This window comes from Lysobacter sp. N42 (assembly GCF_004344885.1).
Genome location: NZ_SKFB01000002.1, coordinates 337342 through 356951 on the forward strand (window position 1 = coordinate 337342; position 19610 = coordinate 356951).

Annotated in this window: 12 protein-coding genes; 3 read left to right on the plus strand and 9 right to left on the minus strand. The window is 47.0% G+C overall.

The window, feature by feature from the left end; genetic code table 11:
* Window position 1: 1 nt before the first annotated feature.
* Entirely contained in the window at window positions 2-3067 is a 3066-nt protein-coding gene (locus EYQ95_RS06810; protein ID WP_111915151.1) for an efflux RND transporter permease subunit, read from the plus strand.
* On the opposite strand, the gene EYQ95_RS06815 is transcribed toward EYQ95_RS06810, so the two are convergent.
* The 4 genes from EYQ95_RS06815 to EYQ95_RS06830 are packed head-to-tail and all read right to left on the minus strand — an operon-like array spanning window position 3057 to window position 9526.
* Window positions 3057-3590: a hypothetical protein gene (locus tag EYQ95_RS06815; RefSeq protein ID WP_111915152.1), complete on the minus strand. Its 534-nt coding sequence runs from the start codon at window positions 3588-3590 to the stop codon at window positions 3057-3059. The two genes, EYQ95_RS06810 and EYQ95_RS06815, sit on opposite strands and share 11 nt — an antisense overlap.
* Complete coding sequence (locus tag EYQ95_RS06820) at window positions 3587-4045, minus strand: methylated-DNA--[protein]-cysteine S-methyltransferase (protein ID WP_111915153.1); 459 nt, start codon at window positions 4043-4045, stop codon at window positions 3587-3589. The genes EYQ95_RS06815 and EYQ95_RS06820 overlap by 4 nt, the downstream gene beginning before the upstream one ends.
* Window positions 4046-4055: 10 nt before the next feature.
* Window positions 4056-7754: an efflux RND transporter permease subunit gene (locus tag EYQ95_RS06825; RefSeq protein WP_111915154.1), complete on the minus strand. Its 3699-nt coding sequence runs from the start codon at window positions 7752-7754 to the stop codon at window positions 4056-4058.
* Between the two features lie 2 nt (window positions 7755-7756).
* Window positions 7757-9526, minus strand: a complete 1770-nt coding sequence (locus EYQ95_RS06830; RefSeq protein WP_111915155.1) for an efflux RND transporter periplasmic adaptor subunit — start codon at window positions 9524-9526, stop codon at window positions 7757-7759.
* A 628-nt stretch (window positions 9527-10154) separates the two neighbouring features.
* On the opposite strand from EYQ95_RS06830, the gene EYQ95_RS06840 reads away from it, so the two are divergent.
* Window positions 10155-12665, plus strand: a complete 2511-nt coding sequence (locus EYQ95_RS06840; protein ID WP_111915156.1) for a zinc-dependent metalloprotease — start codon at window positions 10155-10157, stop codon at window positions 12663-12665.
* A complete protein-coding gene (locus EYQ95_RS06845) occupies window positions 12665-13891 on the plus strand; it encodes an Nramp family divalent metal transporter (RefSeq protein WP_111915157.1) in 1227 nt (408 codons plus the stop codon). The genes EYQ95_RS06840 and EYQ95_RS06845 overlap by 1 nt, the downstream gene beginning before the upstream one ends.
* Here the strand turns inward: EYQ95_RS06845 and EYQ95_RS06850 are convergent.
* Genes EYQ95_RS06850 through zwf form a run of 5 tightly spaced genes read right to left on the minus strand, consistent with a single transcriptional unit; the run spans window position 13877 to window position 19548 of the window.
* A complete protein-coding gene (locus EYQ95_RS06850; RefSeq protein ID WP_111915158.1) occupies window positions 13877-14518 on the minus strand; it encodes a bifunctional 4-hydroxy-2-oxoglutarate aldolase/2-dehydro-3-deoxy-phosphogluconate aldolase in 642 nt (213 codons plus the stop codon). The genes EYQ95_RS06845 and EYQ95_RS06850 overlap by 15 nt on opposite strands.
* Complete coding sequence (glk, locus tag EYQ95_RS06855; RefSeq protein ID WP_111915159.1) at window positions 14515-15501, minus strand: glucokinase; 987 nt, start codon at window positions 15499-15501, stop codon at window positions 14515-14517. The genes EYQ95_RS06850 and glk overlap by 4 nt, the downstream gene beginning before the upstream one ends.
* Window position 15502: 1 nt before the next feature.
* The gene (gene edd, locus EYQ95_RS06860; protein WP_111915160.1) at window positions 15503-17356 is read right to left on the minus strand and encodes a phosphogluconate dehydratase; all 1854 of its coding nucleotides are present in this window, start codon (window positions 17354-17356) and stop codon (window positions 15503-15505) included.
* A 19-nt stretch (window positions 17357-17375) separates the two neighbouring features.
* Window positions 17376-18071, minus strand: coding sequence for a 6-phosphogluconolactonase (gene pgl, locus EYQ95_RS06865; RefSeq protein ID WP_111915161.1), 696 nt, complete (start codon window positions 18069-18071; stop codon window positions 17376-17378).
* Window positions 18064-19548: a glucose-6-phosphate dehydrogenase gene (gene zwf / locus EYQ95_RS06870; RefSeq protein WP_111915162.1), complete on the minus strand. Its 1485-nt coding sequence runs from the start codon at window positions 19546-19548 to the stop codon at window positions 18064-18066. The genes pgl and zwf overlap by 8 nt, the downstream gene beginning before the upstream one ends.
* Window positions 19549-19610 lie beyond the last annotated feature (62 nt).

Consider the following 19610-nt stretch of genomic DNA (forward strand, 5'->3'; position numbering starts at 1 on the left):
AATGGATATTGCTCGTTATAGTATCGAACGCTCCACCAGCAGCTGGCTCTTTCTATTTATTTTACTATTTGGCGGCATCGTTGCACTTAACCAGCTAGGTCGGTTAGAAGACCCGGAGTTCACCATTAAGCAAGCTATGGTTGTTACGCCTTATCCTGGAGCTTCAGCTACACAGGTTGAAGAGGAAGTAACGGTTCGCTTAGAAAACGCATTGCAACAACTACCCTACATTCGACATATTACCTCAACCTCTATGCCGGGCATGTCGCAAATTCAAGTGGAAATGAAAGACATTTACCGAGCTGATGATCTAGCCCAAATATGGGATGAGTTACGCAGGAAAATGCATGATGTATCGCCCAACTTACCTCCTGGCGCAGGCCCTATTCAGGTGAATGACGATTTCGCCGACGTTTACGGAGTTATGGTGGCGTTGCATGGCGAAGGGTACACGCTACCCGCGCTTTACGACCACGCTAAGTTTCTACGTCGAGAGCTGTCACTGGTTCCTGGTGTTGCGAAAGTCATTATCGACGGAGTGCAACAAGAGCAAGTTAGTGTCGAAGTTTCACGTGCACGACTTGCCAATTTAGGTATTCCGCCGCAACAAATTTATGAACTTCTAAGAACCCAGAATACAGTTTCTAATGCAGGTCGAGTTCAACTGGGTGACGACGCTGTTCGCTTTTACACCACAGGAGAGTTCAGTGATGTAGAGGCTCTAGAGTCGCTCATTATCAGTAATCCGGGGCAAGAAGCTCAACTTTACCTCGGCGATGTCGCTAATATCCATCGGGAAGTTCAGCCCGTTCCCCGTCATTTAGTACGCATTAACGGCAAACCTGCGCTTTGGCTAGGTGTTTCCTTTACCACGGAAGTTAACGTAGTGGAGGTTGGTGAACGCTTACAAAGCAGGCTCGACGAGCTTGTTGAGGCTACTCCCGTAGGTATGGAAATGACATCCATATACAATCAACCTCAGGAAGTGAATAATTCAGTGAGTGGCTTCCTTTGGAACTTATTACAAGCGGTGGTTATTGTCGTCCTTTCACTCTTCTTAACCATGGGCAAGCGTAGTGGTTTCCTTATTGGCTTTGTGCTCTTTCTCACTGTTATGGGCACGTTCATTTTCATGGACATCTTCCATATCCAACTGCATAGAGTGTCCCTTGGGGCTCTCATCATTGCCCTAGGTATGCTCGTAGACAATGCCATTGTAGTCACTGAAGGTATGTTGGTTGGTGTGCAGAGAGGGAAGTCTAGGTTACAAGCTGCACAAGAGGTCCTCAAGCAAAACCAATGGCCATTACTAGGTGCAACTCTCATCGCTATTATTGCATTCGCACCTATTGGCTTGTCTTCAGACGCTACAGGCGAGTTCGCCGGTTCTTTGTTTTGGGTGCTTCTCATTTCATTAGGTCTTAGCTGGGTTACTGCGCTTACTTTGATTCCATTTCTAGGAAATAAGCTGTTCGCAAAAGGCGTGCAAGTGCAGGAAAGCGACAACGCGTTGTACGACAAACCGGTATTTAAAGCCTATCAAAAACTCCTTAGTGCAGCCTTGAAGTGGCGTGTAGTTACCATGGCCGCCATGACGGCGTTACTCGTATTGTCGGTTTATGGTTTTGGTCAGGTGAAACAAAGCTTCTTCCCGAGTTCGAACACTCCGATATTCTTTGCCAGTGTTTGGTATCCACAAGGTACAGATATTAGAGCCACCGCAAACGACCTAAGTCGCGCAGAGAATTATTTACTCGACATTCCAGAGGTTGTTTCAGTTGCTACAACCATTGGCCGCGGTGCTCCTCGCTTTACCTTGCCATACTTGGTCGAAAAGTCTCACGAGAACTATGGCCAGCTAATCATTGAAGTAAACGACAAAAACAACTTACCTAACGTGATTGCGCAAACGAGAGACTATTTGGCGACTCACCATCCGCAGGTTCGCGCACGCCTAAACCAAATGGAAATAGGTCCGCCCGTAAAGGCTGCTATCGAAGTACGGTTCTCGGGTCCAGAACCTCAAGTTCTGCGCGAACTCGCACAGCAGGCGGAAAATATTTTGCAACAAGATACGAGCATAGCCACACTATGGCACAATTGGCTAGAGCCCAGTAAAGTTCTTCGTCCTCAATTCAACGAAACGCATGCCAGACGCGTAGGCGTGACAAAAGAAGATGTGGACGACCTACTGCTGGCGAACTTCCATGGCCGACGTGTGGGTGTTTATCGTGACGGCACCGACTTATTGCCAATTGTTGTTCGTGCGCCTGAGGAAGAACGCCTGTTCATCGAACAATGGCAAGACATCTTGGTACACAGCCCTACGCTAAATCGCTACATTCCACTAACACAGGTTGTCGATGACATCCCACTGCAATGGGAAGAATCGCTTATTCAGCGCCGAGATCGCAAACGCACCCTCACCGTTATGGCCGACCCTGATCCGCTCTCTGAAGAAACGCCAGCGGTAATTCAAGCGCGTGTTCGAGATGCCATAGAAGCAATAAATCTTCCTAACGGCTATAAAATGGAGTGGGGTGGAGAGCATGAAGCGTCAACCAACGCCAAAGCTGCCTTGTTTTCCTCACTACCACTCGGTTATTTGGCCATGTTTGTCATCACCGTTCTGTTATTTAGCTCTGCGCGGAAAGCCTTAGTCATTTGGACCACCGTGCCGTTATCCATTATTGGTGTAACAGCCGGGTTACTGCTCACACAACAAGCATTTAGCTTTATGGCGCTGCTTGGTATGTTGAGCCTGACAGGGATGCTAATTAAAAACGGTATTGTGTTACTGGAACAGGTCAAAGCGGAAGAGGACGAGGGCAAACAAGGGTATCAGGCTTTAATCGATGCCTCGGTGAAAAGAGTGCGACCAGTTAGCATGGCAGCGGTCACCACTATACTAGGCATGATTCCGTTACTGTTCGATGCTTTCTTTGCCAGTATGGCTGTAGCCATCATGTTTGGACTTGGTTTTGCGACAATTCTGACACTTATTGTAGTGCCCGTTATGTATAGCTTCATGCTCAGAATTGGCCACGCAACAAAAGCTACGGATTAACCACCCGCAAAGTAGAAAAAGCACTTTCTGGGTGGTTGTGTGCTAATTCCAGCAACCGCCCATCGGGCAAGCGCGCTATAGGTGTGTATGCGGAGTGTCTCGGATTGGCAAAAATAGCACTACTGACTTCAGAGCGAAGTTCTGTTCGCGTTTGCGCGCTTTCAATGCCTTGTAACCGAAGAAAATAACGAAGTAATGCATAAAAGCTGTCATTGTGGCCTCGGCGGTATTCAAGCTGGGTATAGCGCACGTCGCTCTCATTGGGTTCAGTTACAATCATGAATTCGTATGGGTAGGAATTTTCGAAGACGCCTTCACACACCCAGAAAGGAAGCCGTTCGTCGCCCTCTTCACGGACTCCGTTGTATCGACCACGATCGCAACCACCCCATGCGCTCTGTTCAAATGCAGTAATTTGTGCGAGCGTTTGTTCTAAGTTCAAAACATCAACGGACACAGGTTCTTCAGTACTGCATGCTGCAATCGACAAAACGAGAGCAGCACCAAAGACTTTCTTGATCATACCAATGTCCTTCCTTCTAGCTGCAATAGCCTCGACTTATTCTCTAAACCGCCAGCATAACCGCCTAGCCCACCATCAGCATTAACCACACGATGGCATGGAATAATAATCGCGATCGGGTTCTTACCGTTGGCTTGACCTACAGCTTGAAAACCCTTTGGTCTGTCCACGAACTCAGCTAACTGCTTATAGGACCAAGTATCACCGTATGGAATTTCAAGTAGGGCATTCCATACTTGCTTTTGGAAAGCAGTTCCGCTCGGAGCAAGAGGCAAATTGAATTGCCTCAGCTTGCCCTCGAAAAACAAATCGAGTTGTCTAACGGCTTCGGTTAATACGGTATCCGCCGTTCGTTGTGTCTGCAGGTCCCTCGCAAACTCAAGGTGAGTTAACGCATCACCCGAGCTTTTTGCGGTTAACCAGCCCACTTTTGTTTGCCAAGTTACGGAGTTCATAAACTCACTCCTAGGTTCCTAATCGTTTGAAGGCACGTTCCTCGCGCCAACTCCATAAGACAGGAACGATAAACATGCTAAGAACAACGAAGCATAACCCACCTACTGTTGGAATGGCTAACGGTAACATGAGGTCTGCACCCCTTCCTGTCGCTGACAGAACAGGCAGTAAAGCAAGAATAGTTGTTGCGCTAGTCAAAAGACAGGCCCTGGCACGTCTCGTTGCTGCGGCAATAACCTGTTCACGCAACTCACGAGTTGAGACTGGGGTCACGCGCTCAAATTTTTGCTTTAAGTAAGTGGCCATGACTACCCCGTCGTCAACCGCAATTCCGAATAGGGCTAGAAACCCAATCCAAACGGCAACGCTTAAGTGTACCGTGTCGATATTGAAAATATCGCGCATGGACTGACCGGCCGTTAACCAAGGAATGCCAAAATTCCCGAACCAGTCTGTACCGTACAAATACAACAAAACAAGTCCGCCAGACCAAGCAACAGCGACTCCCGAGAAAATAAATAAGGCACTCGAAATACGGTTAAATTGAACGTACAGCACCAACAAAATAAGTAACAACGCGAGTGGAATAATCCAACTTAATCTTTCCATAGCTCGCTGTTGCTGTTCATAACTACCGGCAAACCTGTATTGAACACCTGCTGGAAGCGTTTCGCCCCCAGCACTCAAAACCTCTTCGATACGCTTCGATGCGGCCTCTACAACGGCGACATCAGTAAGGCTTGGCTCAGAAGAAAACGTGACATAGCTTGTCAGAAAGGTATTTTCTGTACGAATCATTTGAGGACCTTGCTCGAAGGTAATGTCGGCAACTTCAACTAAAGGTATTTGCTCTCCATCCGGTGTTGTTAACCACACTTGTTCCATAGCTTCGACATCGTTTCGTCGCTCCAACGGATAACGAACACGCATATTGTAACGTTCCCGTCCCTCTATGGAGGTAGATACGGATTGACCGCCAATAGCAGTTGCAACCGTGCGTTGAACTTGCTGCATCGTTAAGCCATATCTTTGAATACGTGCGCGATCGACATTCACAACAAGATAAGGCTGACCAATTACACGTTCTGCATTGACCGAAGCAGGACGGATTCCAGGTGTTTCTTGCAATATTCGCTCAAAAACCAGAACAGCTTCCTCAAGTGCTTGTAAAGTTCCTGCTTGAACTTTAATACCTGTATTAGCACGCATGCCCGTCTGCAACATAATTTGACGTGTCTCAATAGGCTGCAATTTAGGTGCGGAAGTGACACCGGGTATTGAAGCTGCGGCAATAATCTCCTGCCAAATGTCTTCTGGAGACTGAATATGCGTACGCCAATTCCGAAATGGCTGACCTGAGTCATCAGGAACCAAATCGCCATGTTCGTCTCGGACAAATTCGTCCTGCGCATCAACTTTGAATCGTTGAATTCGACCATTCTCGTCCACCACATATTCAGGAGCATAAGCAATATAGGTTTCAACCATAGAAATCGGAGCAGGATCGAGCGCGGTATCTGCACGGCCTATTTTTCCTACGACACGTTCCACTTCAGGAATAGCGGAAATAGTCCGGTCTTGCTCGCTTAAAATGTCGAGTGCCTCGCCTATCGAAGCATGCGGCATTGTAGTTGGCATCAATAGGAACGCGCCTTCGTCTAAGGCAGGCATTAACGTTTGCTGAAAGCTGGGATACAAAGAAACAGCCCACAGTATTAAAGCAACTGGTAAGGCTAAAAATGCTGCTTTGAATCTCAGGCAGAAGGCCAGTAGGTGCGGATAAACATAAAGAAAACCTTTAAAAACACCCACGACAACAGCGAAAACGAAAGCGACAAAAACAAAGTTACGAAGGCTGCCTGCTTCCACACCTAATGGAAGCCAGGCGCCAGCTAGAACCCATCCGATATATGCCAATAACAAGGCATAAATAACACGGTAAACCTTGTGGTGTTTGTGCTTGAGTTTGTCTACAAAATCAAATCGCTCACTTAGCAACAAGCGTAGAAGAGAGGGTAGAATCACCACAGCCACGAGTACAGATGCCAGAAGAACAATTGTTTTCGTGTACGCTAATGGCGTGAAAAGTTTACCCTCAGCACCTGTAAGTGCAAAGACAGGAATAAAACTAATCACCGTTGTAATTATTGCGGTAAATACTGCTGGAGCCACTTCTTTAGTAGCCCGAGCAACACTTTGCGTGCGCTCTTTGTTGGTTGCGTCCGAGCCTCGCGCATGGCGGTAAACGTTTTCCGTGACAATAATAGCCATGTCGACAATCGTACCGATTGCGATAGCAATACCAGCCAGTGCGACAATGTTGGCTTCAATATTCATCACCTTCATCACCGCAAAAGTTAGCAGTACCGCGAGTGGCAGCATCGCACTTATGGCGAGTGCAGAGCGAAAATGAAGAAGCAACAACAGAACAACCGCTGCGGTCACCCAAAGCTGGTGAGAGAGCGCGTTCTCAAGTGTTCCCAAGGTTTCTTGAATAAGGTCTGATCGGTCATAAAACGGTACAATGGTTAATTGGCTCTCGCTCAACCATTCAGGCCAAACCCTCTCAGGGTGAGCTTTTAACCAATTCGCCCAAGCGTCATGCGTTGGCTCTGAGTCATCTGCTTGTGGATGACTGCCCGGAAAGAGCGGTAAACCTTGCTGTTGAGCGAAGTTCACCACGGTTTGTGCAGACGTTTCACGCCAATCTACAATAGCTTTGGCAGGAAGACTCCGTCCTATTTGCTGTACTTCTTCTTGTACGCGCTGAATGACCTCATAAGGATTGGCTCCCTCACGAACCGTGACCACACCTCCAACAGCTTCTGCACCGTCTACATCGAGCGCGCCTCTACGACGCGCAGGACCAAAGCTCACAGTAGCCACATCTGAAATTCGTATGGAGCGGTGGTTCGGTAACTGCTTGACGGTTGCACTTCTCAATTCCTCGAGAGAAGTAATAAACCCTTCTCCACGAACCAAGTAATCAACCCCGTTAATTTCAGTGTTGCCCGCCCCTACTTCAAGGTTGGCCTGGCGAACCGCATTCTCAACATCCTGAATACTTAATCCATACTCGCGTAAAGCCTGTGGATGAACATCAACCTGATACTCGCGGACGAAACCACCCACTGAAGCCACTTCACTGACACCTTCGGCTTGCATAAGTCCATAGCGTACATACCAATCTTGTACACTGCGGATCTCGTCGAGGTCCCAACCTCCAACTGGCTGTCCAGACCGGTTTCGCCCTTCGATTGTGTACCAAAATACTTGGCCTAAACCTGTCGCATCAGGTCCAAGTTGAGGCTGAACTCCAGCAGGAAGTGCTGACGAAGGCATTGAAGAGATTTTTTCCAAAATTCGAGTTCTTGACCAATAGAAGTCGACGTCTTCTTCAAAAATGACCGCTATGCTTGAAAAACCAAACATGGAAACGCTGCGCACATCTTTAACACCCGCAACACCCATGAGGTTAACCGTAAGCGGATAACTTACCTGATCTTCAACGTCTTGCGGCGAGCGCCCGGGCCATTCAGTAAATACAATCTGCTGATTCTCTCCGAGGTTAGGAAGTGCATCCACAGCGACAGGATTGCGAGGTGTCGACAACTGCCAACTAAACGGAGAAACATAAACCCCTGCACAAACGATCAGGATGGCCAGAATTCCAGCCACCAACCGATTTCTTAAAAGCCAGGCAATCATGACTAAGAAGCCTCGTGTTGCAGTGGTTCTCTCATTTCACCGCAGCGCAGCATCATCGAGCCATAATAGGGATTTTGAAGTTCCCGGTTAGGTTGCAACCACTCCGCCCCTGCGCCAGATCTCGCCATCGGACAATATGCAACATGCGCTTCTATAGAGGTGCCTTGCTTTCGGGCTATTTGAATCCAAGCAAGGGAGTAAAAGTAAAAATGGTCTCGTGCGGTTTGCAAATCAGAAACGTGCATGACGTGCTGCTGACCTCTTGTTGCCTGTGCACGTATCTCTGACATTTGCTCCGACCAATCCACAGCGTCAACCGCAGCCATATAGTTTTCTGCAGCTGATTTCCAAGACTGCAAGTCGTCCGATTTGAGCGCGTCCCATTGAGCAAAATAATGCGTAAGTATCACCTCTAGGTTCTCATCCGAGATAATCTCAGTGGCCGCATTATGATTAGGCATATTTTCCATCGAACTCTCATCAACTAGTTCGCTGTGCTGGTGCTCTTGGTGTTGGCGGCCACTCATCATGCTTGCCTGACCGCGTAGTTGAAGTTCACTATCTAGCCTGAAGTTCCCTTGTGTCACAACAAGATCGCCAGGCTTTAAACCAGCTTTAACCTCGTAATAATCCCCAAACGACTTACCAATTTGAACTTCTTTACCTGCGAATTGGTATTCGTTCTCAGGGTTTTGCACGTACACCCACGATCGCTCGCCGGTATACATCACCGCACTTTTTGGAATTAAGACTTGGTCTTGCTGTTCGTATTCAAGTTGAGCGTTGACAAACGCTCCAGTTAACAGTTGAGAAGCTCCAATTTCGAACTCGACACGTGCAGTCACAACCTGGCGGCTGTCATCAAATTCAGGTTCCAATAACGTCACGGTACCCATAAGTGGCTCTGCTAAACCAACGCTATTCACCACCACTTTTTGACCTTCACTAAGGTAGGCTACTTGGTTTGGAAACACGTCGAGTTCAACCCAAACATGCTCGGGGTCGGCAATGCGTGCGATTGGTGCACCGCGCTCAACGTACTCACCGACTGCGACTAAAGCGTCAATCACAACACCCGACATAGCCGCATATATTGCAACGGCATCTTCTTGATTCCTTTCTGCCACTAATCTTTCGATATCAGACTGAGGGATACCTAACCACTGCAGCCTTTGAGCCGACGCTCTCAAGGTTTCCTGCGCTGAACTGCGTAAAGTGGGTGAAAGCTGACGATTTTCAAGCAGCTGCACTGCGTCCAAGTATTCCTGTTGCGCGCTCAAAAGTTCAGGACTGTATAACGACGCAACCCGATCGCCTGCATTTACCTGCTCACCCACTTCATCGACATGTAAGGTTTCAATGCGACCGGCAGACCATGCCGTAAGTGTTTTAATATGCCGGGTATCCCATTGAGCACGCCCTTGAAGCTCCACCATTTCTTTAGCGACGCCTTGTATTACAGGCGAGCTTTGGACACGCATTAAAGACACTGCTCGCGGTGAAAACTCGGTAAACTCTGCACTCTCGGAGACTTCAACGCCTTCATTTTCAATAGGAATCAGGTCCATTCCGCAAATTGGACAAGTGTCATTAGGATCGGTACTGCGCACTGAAGGGTGCATCGAGCAGGTGTATTCCGTAACGGTGCTGCCATCAGCAACTTGCTCTGCCAACGTGTGGTCATGAGCATCTTGCTCGGTACAAGCAGTAAGAGCGAACATTAGGAAGAAAATACTCGCTAAGCGGGTTAAAACTTTTTTATCAATAAACATGGCAATGCCTCAATCGTACAACTTAAAAGAAAACGTTTCGCCGCAAAGCAAGTTGCAGCGTCAGCGGGTTTCCTTAAGCACGACTGGGCGGAGGATTCTGAAGGCTTGCGTAAAATTGATAATTGAGAGTGACGTACGGTATGCGCTCGGAAGACATGCGCACATGGGCAACAGTCGTCGTTGAAACAAGGCCAGCACTCGACGCGACCACATGCTCGCAGTGATCACATCCTTTATCACAACTATGAACGGTATGAGACTGACCTTCATCACAGCAATCGTATAGTGCGCTGGCATCGCTTATCGCTGAATCGCTCTTGTGCATCGGACAAGGAGCATCTTCATTTTTCACGATGTGATTCGTTGGCATATTTTCATTTGGCACAGCAAAGCTCGCGGGCGCTGCAAGAAGCCCCACGGTCATTATGCTTATAAGTAACCAAGTGAAAAAAGTTTTCATTAGTCCACAATATTGCTTAGTGAAACACTATTATGACCTGCCTTAAACACCTACGCAAATAGCAACGGTATTATTTGTTTACACTTTGTTACTGCTAAGCTTTTCATTTTGTCGCATTACCTTATAGAATCGGGAGGTTATTACTAAAAAACAACAAGAGGACTTGTCATGTTGAAAAAGCTCGCAGTAGCTAGTGCAGTAGCATTTGCACTTGGACTGAACGGGTACGTAGCTCCAGTATCAGCGCAAGAAGGTGAAGACGCTGAAGAGGAAATGACGTACGCGAAACTCATTGAAGACTTAGAAGTTCAAGAAGGTCTGTTCAATCTTTACCGTGATACAGAATCTGGTGAGTTAATGATGTCACTCACGGAAGACCAATTGAACACCCCTTTCCTTTACTTCGCGATGACTCATGACGGTGTACTAGAAGCGGGTCATTTCCGTGGTTCATATCGTGATGAGAAAATCGTTGAGTTTCGTCGTTACTACAATCGTATCGACATTATCCAACGCCCTATTCGATTCAAATTTGATCAAGACAGCGCGCTAAGCAATGCAGAAAGTGCAAACATGAGCACGAGTGTTCTTGCTTCGCTTGAAATCAAACATGAAGAAGACGGCCGTATTGTTATTCCTGCCGACGACATTTTTGTAAGTGAAGCACTGCACCGTGTATCTCCTTACCCGAACCCGAACAACCGTGACGGTTTTAGCGTAGGCAGTTTCAGCAAGTCACAATCTCGTGTACTGAACGAGCGTGTATATGACAACAACCTAGACGTTGTTGTGAACTACGTGTTCAATAACCCGAATCCTTCTTCGTGGCCAACGGCTGCAGTAGCAGACCCACGTTCTACTTCGGTAACCATGCAGCACTCTTTTGTTGCACTACCGGAAAATGACTTTGAAGCACGCCGCGACGATGCTCGTGTAGGTTATTTCGGTAACCAGTTTGACGATATGACTTCAGCAGACTGGGCTCCGTACATGGACAACATCAACCGCTGGAACTTGGTTAAGCAAGATCCATCAGCTGAAGTTTCAGATCCTGTAGAACCTATCGTTTTCTGGTTGGAAAATACTACTCCTGAAGAGTGGCGTGGCGTAATTACCGAAGGTGTACTTGCTTGGAACGTAGCATTTGAACAAGCAGGCATTTCTAACGCGTTAGAAGTACGCATTCAACCAGACGACGCAGAATGGGACGCAGGCGACATTAATTACAACGTAATCCGTTGGACTTCATCTCCGAACCCTCCATTCGGTGGCTATGGCCCGTCTCTAGCTAACCCTTATACCGGTCAAATTCTTGGTGCAGACATCATGATGGAATATGTCTACATGACGAATCGCTGGATTGAAGGTGAACTATATGGTGCAAACGACGCTTCAATTGATGACGCGGCATACTGCAGCCAAGGTCACTTGATCAACGAAGGGCTACTAGCTGGTGCAGCGATGTCTGGCTTACTTGGTGTTGAGTCTATTGAAGACAACGAATTACTACGCCAAGGTATGATTCACGTAATTTTGCACGAAGTGGGCCATACACTAGGTCTGAATCACAATATGAAAGCTTCTATTTTGTGGGATTCAGAAGAAGTGCATGATGCAGCGACAACACAAGGTCAGCTTACTGGTTCTGTTATGGACTATGCGCCAGTAAACATCGCACCACCCGGCGTTGAACAAGGTGATTATTACCAGTACGTAGTAGGTCCTTATGACCGCTGGGCAATCGAGTACGGTTACAGCCAAGCTGCAGCAACTCCAGAAGCTGAAGAAGAACGTTTAGAAGAAATTCTTAGCCGTTCACACCAACATGAACTAGCGTTCGGTAACGACGCTGACGATATGCGTGCACCTGGTCGCCACATCGACCCACGCGTAATGATTGGTGATATGTCTTCAGAGCCTGTGAAGTATGCACAAGGTCGCTTCGCTATCGTGAACGAGACTTTTGGTACTCTACTTGACGAAGCGCGCCCAGAAGGCGAGTCTCACGAACAGCTATCGACATTAGCTAGCCGTTTGTTTGGTAACTACTATGGCCAAGCTGGCGTGGTTTCTCGTCAAATTGGTGGTGTTTATGTAGAACGTGCATTCGTAGGCCAAGGCGCTGAAAATGCTCCATTTACACCAGTGCCAAAAGAGCTTCAAAAAGAAGCGATGCAAACGCTAACTGACTCGGTATTTGCACCAGACGTTCTTGAGTCTATGGAACCTGTTCTTGCATACATGCAAAGACAGCGTCGTGGCTTCAACCACTATGGTAATAACGAAGACCCGAATTTTCATGACATGGTACTGATGATGCAACAGAACGTGTTGAATCATGTACTTCATCCGAACACGATGAAGCGTATTACCGACTCTACACGCTATGGTAACGAGTACCCACTTGGCGAAGTGATGACTGATTTAACAGACGCGGTATTCCCGAATCCTCGTTCAATCACAACCACTAGCCGCAACCTGCAAATTGCTTACGTAGAGCGTTTAATTGCAATTTCAGGCCTAGAAGGTGACTCACCGTTTGATCATATCAGCCGTACTGCGGCGTATGCGCAACTAGAACGAATCAAAGCGATGCGTGCTCCACGCCGCTCTGACTTCGAAGTGGTTGCTCATTTCGACTACATCAAGCGTATGATTGAGCAGGCAATGGAAGCCTAATGAAACTGGGTCCAGCCACCCTTGTTGCCGCGGCCTTTATTGGCCCCGGCACGGTGGTAACAGCTTCTCTAGCTGGGGCCCAATTTGGATATGCGCTGATTTGGGTACTTGTGTGCGCAATCGGCGCTACCCTTATCCTTCAAGAAATGGCCGCGCGTGTAGGCGTGGTTACTCAACAAGGACTTGGGGAGAATCTTAGAACTTTAGTCACTCACCCTATTCTCCGAATTTTGTTTTTCATTCTCGTTATAGCTGCAATTGTGATTGGTAACGCAGCATATCAGGGTGGAAATATTACCGGTGCCAGTATAGGTGTCAGTGCGTTAATGCCCTCGCCCGAAATATTTGAAACTCTTCAATCGAACTACAATGTCAATGTTTGGACCCTGGTCATTGGTACTATCGCAGGTGTGATTCTCTGGCAAGGTCAATATAAGAGGATAGAAATAGCACTTATCGCACTTGTTGCTTTAATGAGTCTAGCGTTTTTAAGCACATTTATACTTACAGGACCAGATTGGCTAGGGCTATTTAAAGGCTTTCTTCCATCAGCGCCAAGCGGCAGTTTATATACGCTCATGGCTTTAGTGGGTACAACGGTTGTTCCATACGCCATTTTTCTTCATGCGGATAGCGCGAGACAACGCTGGCATGGTCAAGACACCCAGCATGCGCTGAAAGAGTCTAATCAAGACCTTTGGACTTCAATTCCGATTGGCGGGTTAATCACCTTAGCCATTCTCTCTACCGCTTCAACGGCCTTTTTCGCGAAAGGCTTAACGATTAGCGGCCCGGCAGATCTCGCGACAACCATAGAGCCGGTCTTCGGTGATGCCGCCGGAATACTCATGGGAATTGGCCTTTTTGCAGCGGGTATATCTTCAGCTATCACAGCACCACTTGCTTCAGCATACGCTTTAACAGGCATCCTCGGTGGACAAAGAAGTCTTAACGGACGAATGTTTAAGCTGACATGGATAGGCATTCTTATTACGGGCGTCATCATAGCTTCATTGCGTATTCAGCCATTAACCCTAATTACCTTTGCCCAGATAATGAACGCCCTACTATTGCCGCTTATTGCAACTTTCCTTTTAATGGCGGTAAACCACAACAAACTTGGAAAATACAAAAACACAACCACGCAAAACATTTTAGGTTTCGTTGTGGTTCTATTTACACTTGCCCTCAGTTTAAGAACATTCTGGTTTTTATTTTTTAGGTAAGGCAGCCGCTGCTAATTTTTTAAGTTTTTCCCAGTTCTTGTCAGCAATCACATCCTTTGGAAGAATCCATGATCCGCCCACGCAAAGCACGTTATTAAGCTCTAGATAATTACTAGCATTTACTGCAGAGATACCCCCTGTTGGACAGAACCGCATTGCAGGGAAAGGTCCGGCTATAGCCTGCAACATAGGCACTCCACCCGCAGCTTCAGCTGGGAAAAACTTCAAATGTGTGTAACCTTTTGATTTGGCGTACATCAACTCTGACACCGTGGAAATTCCAGGAATCAGCGGAATGCTCCCAGCTGCAGCAGAGTCAAGTAACTCGGGGGTTATACCTGGACTTATTGCGAATTCGGCACCTGCCTCTTGCGCGGAATCTAGTTCTTCAGGGGTACTGACAGTTCCCGCACCAACTACAGCTTCCGGTACAAACTCAGCTATTCTAGAAATAGCTTCCAATGCCACATCACTTCTTAAAGTAACTTCTAAAAGCTTTATTCCCGCGCCAACTAAAGCTTTAGCTAAGGGCACCGCATCATCTAAATCGTTTATAACGATAACAGGAACGATAGGGGTTAAACTCATTAAGTATTCAGGTTGGTGTTTCCAGTGTTTAAAGCTCATAGCTCCCCCATCTGTTGCTTTTTCTCTTGTAACTGTTGTTTGAGATACTGCCCTACCCCTCTAAGGCCAGCATGTTCAGCTGTGATTACAAAGCAGGGAATAGCCTCTGCAACTTTGCAAAAGCGCCCCTTATGCTCAAAACGCGCTCTAAAGTTTGATGTTGCCAACAAATTCATTAGTTTTGGAACTACTCCGCCTGCAATATAGACACCGCCATAGGTATTTAGGTTTAACGCCAAGTTGCCCGCGAAAGTTCCTAAGCTAGCGAAGAATTGGTTTACTGCTTCTAAAGCTAATGTATCGTTACCGCTCAATGCGCGCTTTCCTATCTCAGCAGCGCTCAAGTTATTCACATTCTTGCCATGGTAATCAGCCAAAGCGAGATACAACGTTTCTAATCCAGGGCCGGAGAGAACACGTTCAGCGGATACACGACCAAACCGGTTATGAATATACCGATGAATTGCCCACTCTTTTTCATTAGTAGGCGCCCAGTCAACGTGTCCACCTTCACCAGGTAGTGGTATAGCGCTGCCATCTGGAAGAGTAATTAAATGGCCAACCCCTAACCCTGTACCGGCACCCAGAATTGCTTTCGGCGCCTTAGGTGCAATCTTACCTCCACCTATTTGCTTGAGTTCATGTGGTTTCAAAGTCACTACGCTCATGGCTGCCGCTGCAAAATCATTGAGAACGATGAAAGTTTTCAAGCTCATGGCCTTTTTCACACCGCGCACTGAAAACTTCCAATGGTGGTTCGTCATATCAATTTCGTCAGCATCAACAGGGCAGGCTATAGCTATAGCTACATGCTCAAGTGGCACTTCTTGTTCATCGCTATACGCATTTAAAACATCACCCAGAGTGGGGTAATCAGCACAAGCAAAAACTTGAATCCGATCAAGCTCAAAGGTAGTCAAATTAATGCGGCTAAAACGCGCATTTGTGCCACCTATATCCGCTACTACTGCAAATGTAGACATGTTATTTAGTACCGTTTTTATTGTTATTCGCGCACGCGACAGAGCCGCCCAATAGGCCACACGCCCCCTCTTCCGCACCACTCAATTGGCCACGATAACCGTTAAATAGTTCTCGGCCCATGCCAAAATGGCTAGTACTTAAGTCACAATGGGACTGCTCTCGCTGCTCAAGCACCGAGGCGTCTACTAGCAACTCTAGCGTCCCTGAGTGTGGGTCAAGCTTAATCATGTCGCCATGTTGTACTTTACCAATCAATCCGCCTTCCACTGCTTCAGGTGTTACATGAATAGCTGCGGGAACTGCTCCTGAAGCACCAGACATTCGACCGTCGGTGACGAGCGCTACATTGAAGCCCCGTTTTTGCAACACGCTTAATGGCGGTGTTAACTTGTGAAGTTCCGGCATCCCAATCGCCTTGGGACCTTGAAACCGGACAACAACAATACAGTCACGGTCGAGCTCTCCGGCTTTAAATGCTTTATCCAGTTCATGCTGAGAAGACATCACCACAGCAGGTGCGGTAATCGACTCTTTACCTTCTGGAATGGCTGAAGTTTTAATAACGGCGCGCCCTAGGTTCCCCGACAGTACAGCAAGGCCACCATGGTCACTAAACGGGTTTTCCGCACTACGAAGCACCGATGTATCTAATGACTCTTTCGGCCCTTCTTCCCATGTGACCTGCCCCCCCACTAATACGGGCTTTTTCGTATACTTTGATAACCCGAAGCCGGCAACAGTATTAACGTCTTCAAACAATAGCCCCTTCTCAAGCAGGGTATGAATTAGGAAAGCCATTCCGCCAGCACGTTGAAAGTGATTTATATCTGCTTCACCATTCGGGTAAATACGAGTAACTAGCGGCACTACGCTCGAGAGTTCAGCGAAATCATCCCAATTAATCACAAAGCCCGCAGCCCGAGCAATAGCTACAAGATGCATAGTATGATTAGTCGAACCTCCTGTAGCCAGAAGTCCTACAAGACCATTAACTATAGCTTTCGCGTCTACCACTTCACTAATTGGAGTGTATTCTGTGCCCAAATCAGTAATACGGGTTACTTGCTGGGCTGCAACTCGCGTAAGCTCTTCTCGTAACTCACTACCCGGATTTACGAATGAAGACCCAGGAAGCTGCAAGCCCATAATTTCTACGATAAGTTGGTTTGAGTTAGCAGTGCCATAAAACGTGCATGTTCCAGGGCTGTGATATGAAGCTGACTCTGCGTCCAACAATTCTTCTTTACCAATTTTTCCCTCAGCGTATAACTCTCTCACGCGAGCTTTTTGCTTATTTGTAATACCCGAGGGCATCGGCCCTGCGGGCACAAATACAAACGGCAAATGGCCAAAGCTTAAAGCGCCAATTAAAAGCCCGGGTACGATTTTGTCACATATCCCGAGCATTAAGCCGCCGTCAAACATGTTATGGGACAAGCTTACTGCGGTAGCCATAGCTATTACGTCTCGGCTCATTAAGCTTAATTCCATTCCAGGCTGACCTTGGGTCACACCGTCACACATTGCAGGTACACCACCCGCAACTTGCGCAACGCTACCTACATCATGGATGGCTTGTTTAAGTTTTTGCGGGTAATCATGATAAGGCTGATGCGCAGACAACATATCGTTATAAGAGGTCACAATGCCGATGTTGGCCTTGGTTAAACTTCTGAGGTTTGTCTTTTCGCTCTGCCCGCAGGCAGCAAACCCATGAGCAAGATTGCCACATGACAGTGCGCCACGGTGTGGTCCTTGTTGACGCGCCGCCGCCATTCTTTCCATGTAGTCTTTTCGGGTATTTTGGCTTCTTTCTTCAATACGCTTTTGAACGCGCTCTATAACAGGATGCATGATCTAATCCTCGCTCAAATTACTGCTTAGGTACTGCAAGCATGACATCTACAGAGACCAAGTCTTGATGAATAAAATAGTTCATCGGGAGTTGAGAACCAGAGTCCATTACTTCATCTAGCGTGTGTTTCTTGTTCTGACCCACGAGGTGAACATAGATTTGAAGGCTATTGAGTAAACGCCGTTTGGTCATAGAAACACGTGCATGAGGAGCTGTCTTAGGATAAACAGCAATGAATGATTCTTTCCCGTTTAAGCCCTCGTCGATTTCTTCACTACAAGGGAACAATGAAGCGGTATGCCCATCATCTCCCATACCGAGAATGACCACGTCAAACGCGGGCATGAGCGACAATTCTTGATTCACCAGTGCAACCGAGGCATCAATACTTTCTGGGTCTTTAATGTAAGATATAAATTTCGCAGATGCGGCACGATGTTGAAGAAGATTCTCTCGCACCAATTTTTCATTACTCGCCTCGTTATTCACATCAACCCAACGTTCGTCAGCAAGTAATATTGTAATTTTGTCCCACGGTAACATTTGAACAGATAGCCTTTGGAAGAAAGGTACAGGAGTGCTTCCCCCGGATACTACAAGTGTTGCAGAACCTCTTTCTTTTATAGCTTCCTCGAGCTTTCGACACACTTGCCGTGTGAGTTGATCGGCAAGTTCATTTTTATGATTGAAAATATGAATTTGCGCTTTAGACATCGTCTTCCCACTCTCTTCCTTCTTGGGCCATGAGAGATACGGAAGCAACGGGGCCCCAACTCCCTGCTTTATAAGGTTTAGGTTTTTCGCCGGACTGTTGCCATGCTTTGCGAATGGAGTCTATCCAGCGCCAAGCGTATTCAACCTCTTCCCGAGCGACGAACAGGTACTGGTGACCTTGAAAAGCTTCAAGTAAAAGCCGCTCATAAGCGTCTGAAATACGATTGTTCTTGAAGGTTTCATCGAAGCTAAGATCAAGCGTCGTGGACTTCAGCTCCATTTGCTTACCTAAACCAGGCACCTTATTCATCATTTCGATCTCAATCCCTTCATCAGGTTGCAATCGAATAATTAAACGATTCGGAGACAGATTCCCGATGGAATCTTTGAATATGTTATGCGGCTGCGGTTTGAAGCTTATGACAATTTCAGTGCACTTGTTCGCCATCCGTTTGCCTGTGCGCAGGTAAAATGGCACGTTCGCCCAACGCCAGTTATCAATATGTGCTTTAAGTGCGACAAAGGTCTCGGTGTCACTGGCTTTTCTCGCACCTTCTTCGTCTAGATAGGCTGGTACTTTCTGGTCATTTACGAATCCCGCCGCGTACTGCCCCCTCACTACATCTTCGTTCACATTTTCAGTGGTAATTGCGCGTAATGACCTTAACACCTTTACTTTTTCGTCTCTTACGCATTCAGCGTCGAGTTGGGTTGGCGGCTCCATAGCCACAAGAGCGAGGACTTGCAGTAAGTGATTTTGTACCATATCTCGTAGTTGGCCTGCGTCATCGTAGTAACTCCAGCGACCCTCAACACCAACCTGCTCTGCAGCTGTAATTTGAATATGGTCAATGTACTTACGACTCCACTGACTGGAAAAGATGGGATTTGCGAATCTCAAAGCCATAAGATTCAAAACTGTTTCTTTACCCAAGTAGTGATCAATCCTATAAATTTGCTCTTCGTCAAAGTATCGAGCTACCTCATCGTTTATTTCTACCGATGACTCAAAATCATGACCTAGTGGCTTTTCAAGGACTACTCGCGAAGGACTTGAGGCGTAACCAATTGATTCGAGTCCCTTACAAACTTGAGCAAAAAGCGACGGAGGAACAGCTAAATAGCTCATGACAGAGCGTGAACTATTGTTATTCTCGTTATTTAAGACCGACGGCAACTTCTGAAAACCGTCACTATCCGCTAAATCTAGCTCGCAATAGCGCAATCTTTCGGCCATTCGAAGCCAAATTGAATCGTCAAATTCTGCAACTGGAATAAAGCGTTGTAAGCTCGCTTTAACTTCTTGTTGGAACTGTTTTTCAGTGAGCTCCTCACGCGCGACGCCAACAATGAGAGAATTCTCATCTAGCAAGTTTGCTCTCTCCAATTGATAAAGCGCCGGCAGTAACTTTCTTCGCGACAAGTCACCTAAAACACCAAAAAGAACAAGGTCATATTTCTGTTCAGCTGAAGTCATATCCCACTCACGAAATGTAGTTTTGCTACAAAATATCACTCGATGTTAGCAATAGTTTGCAT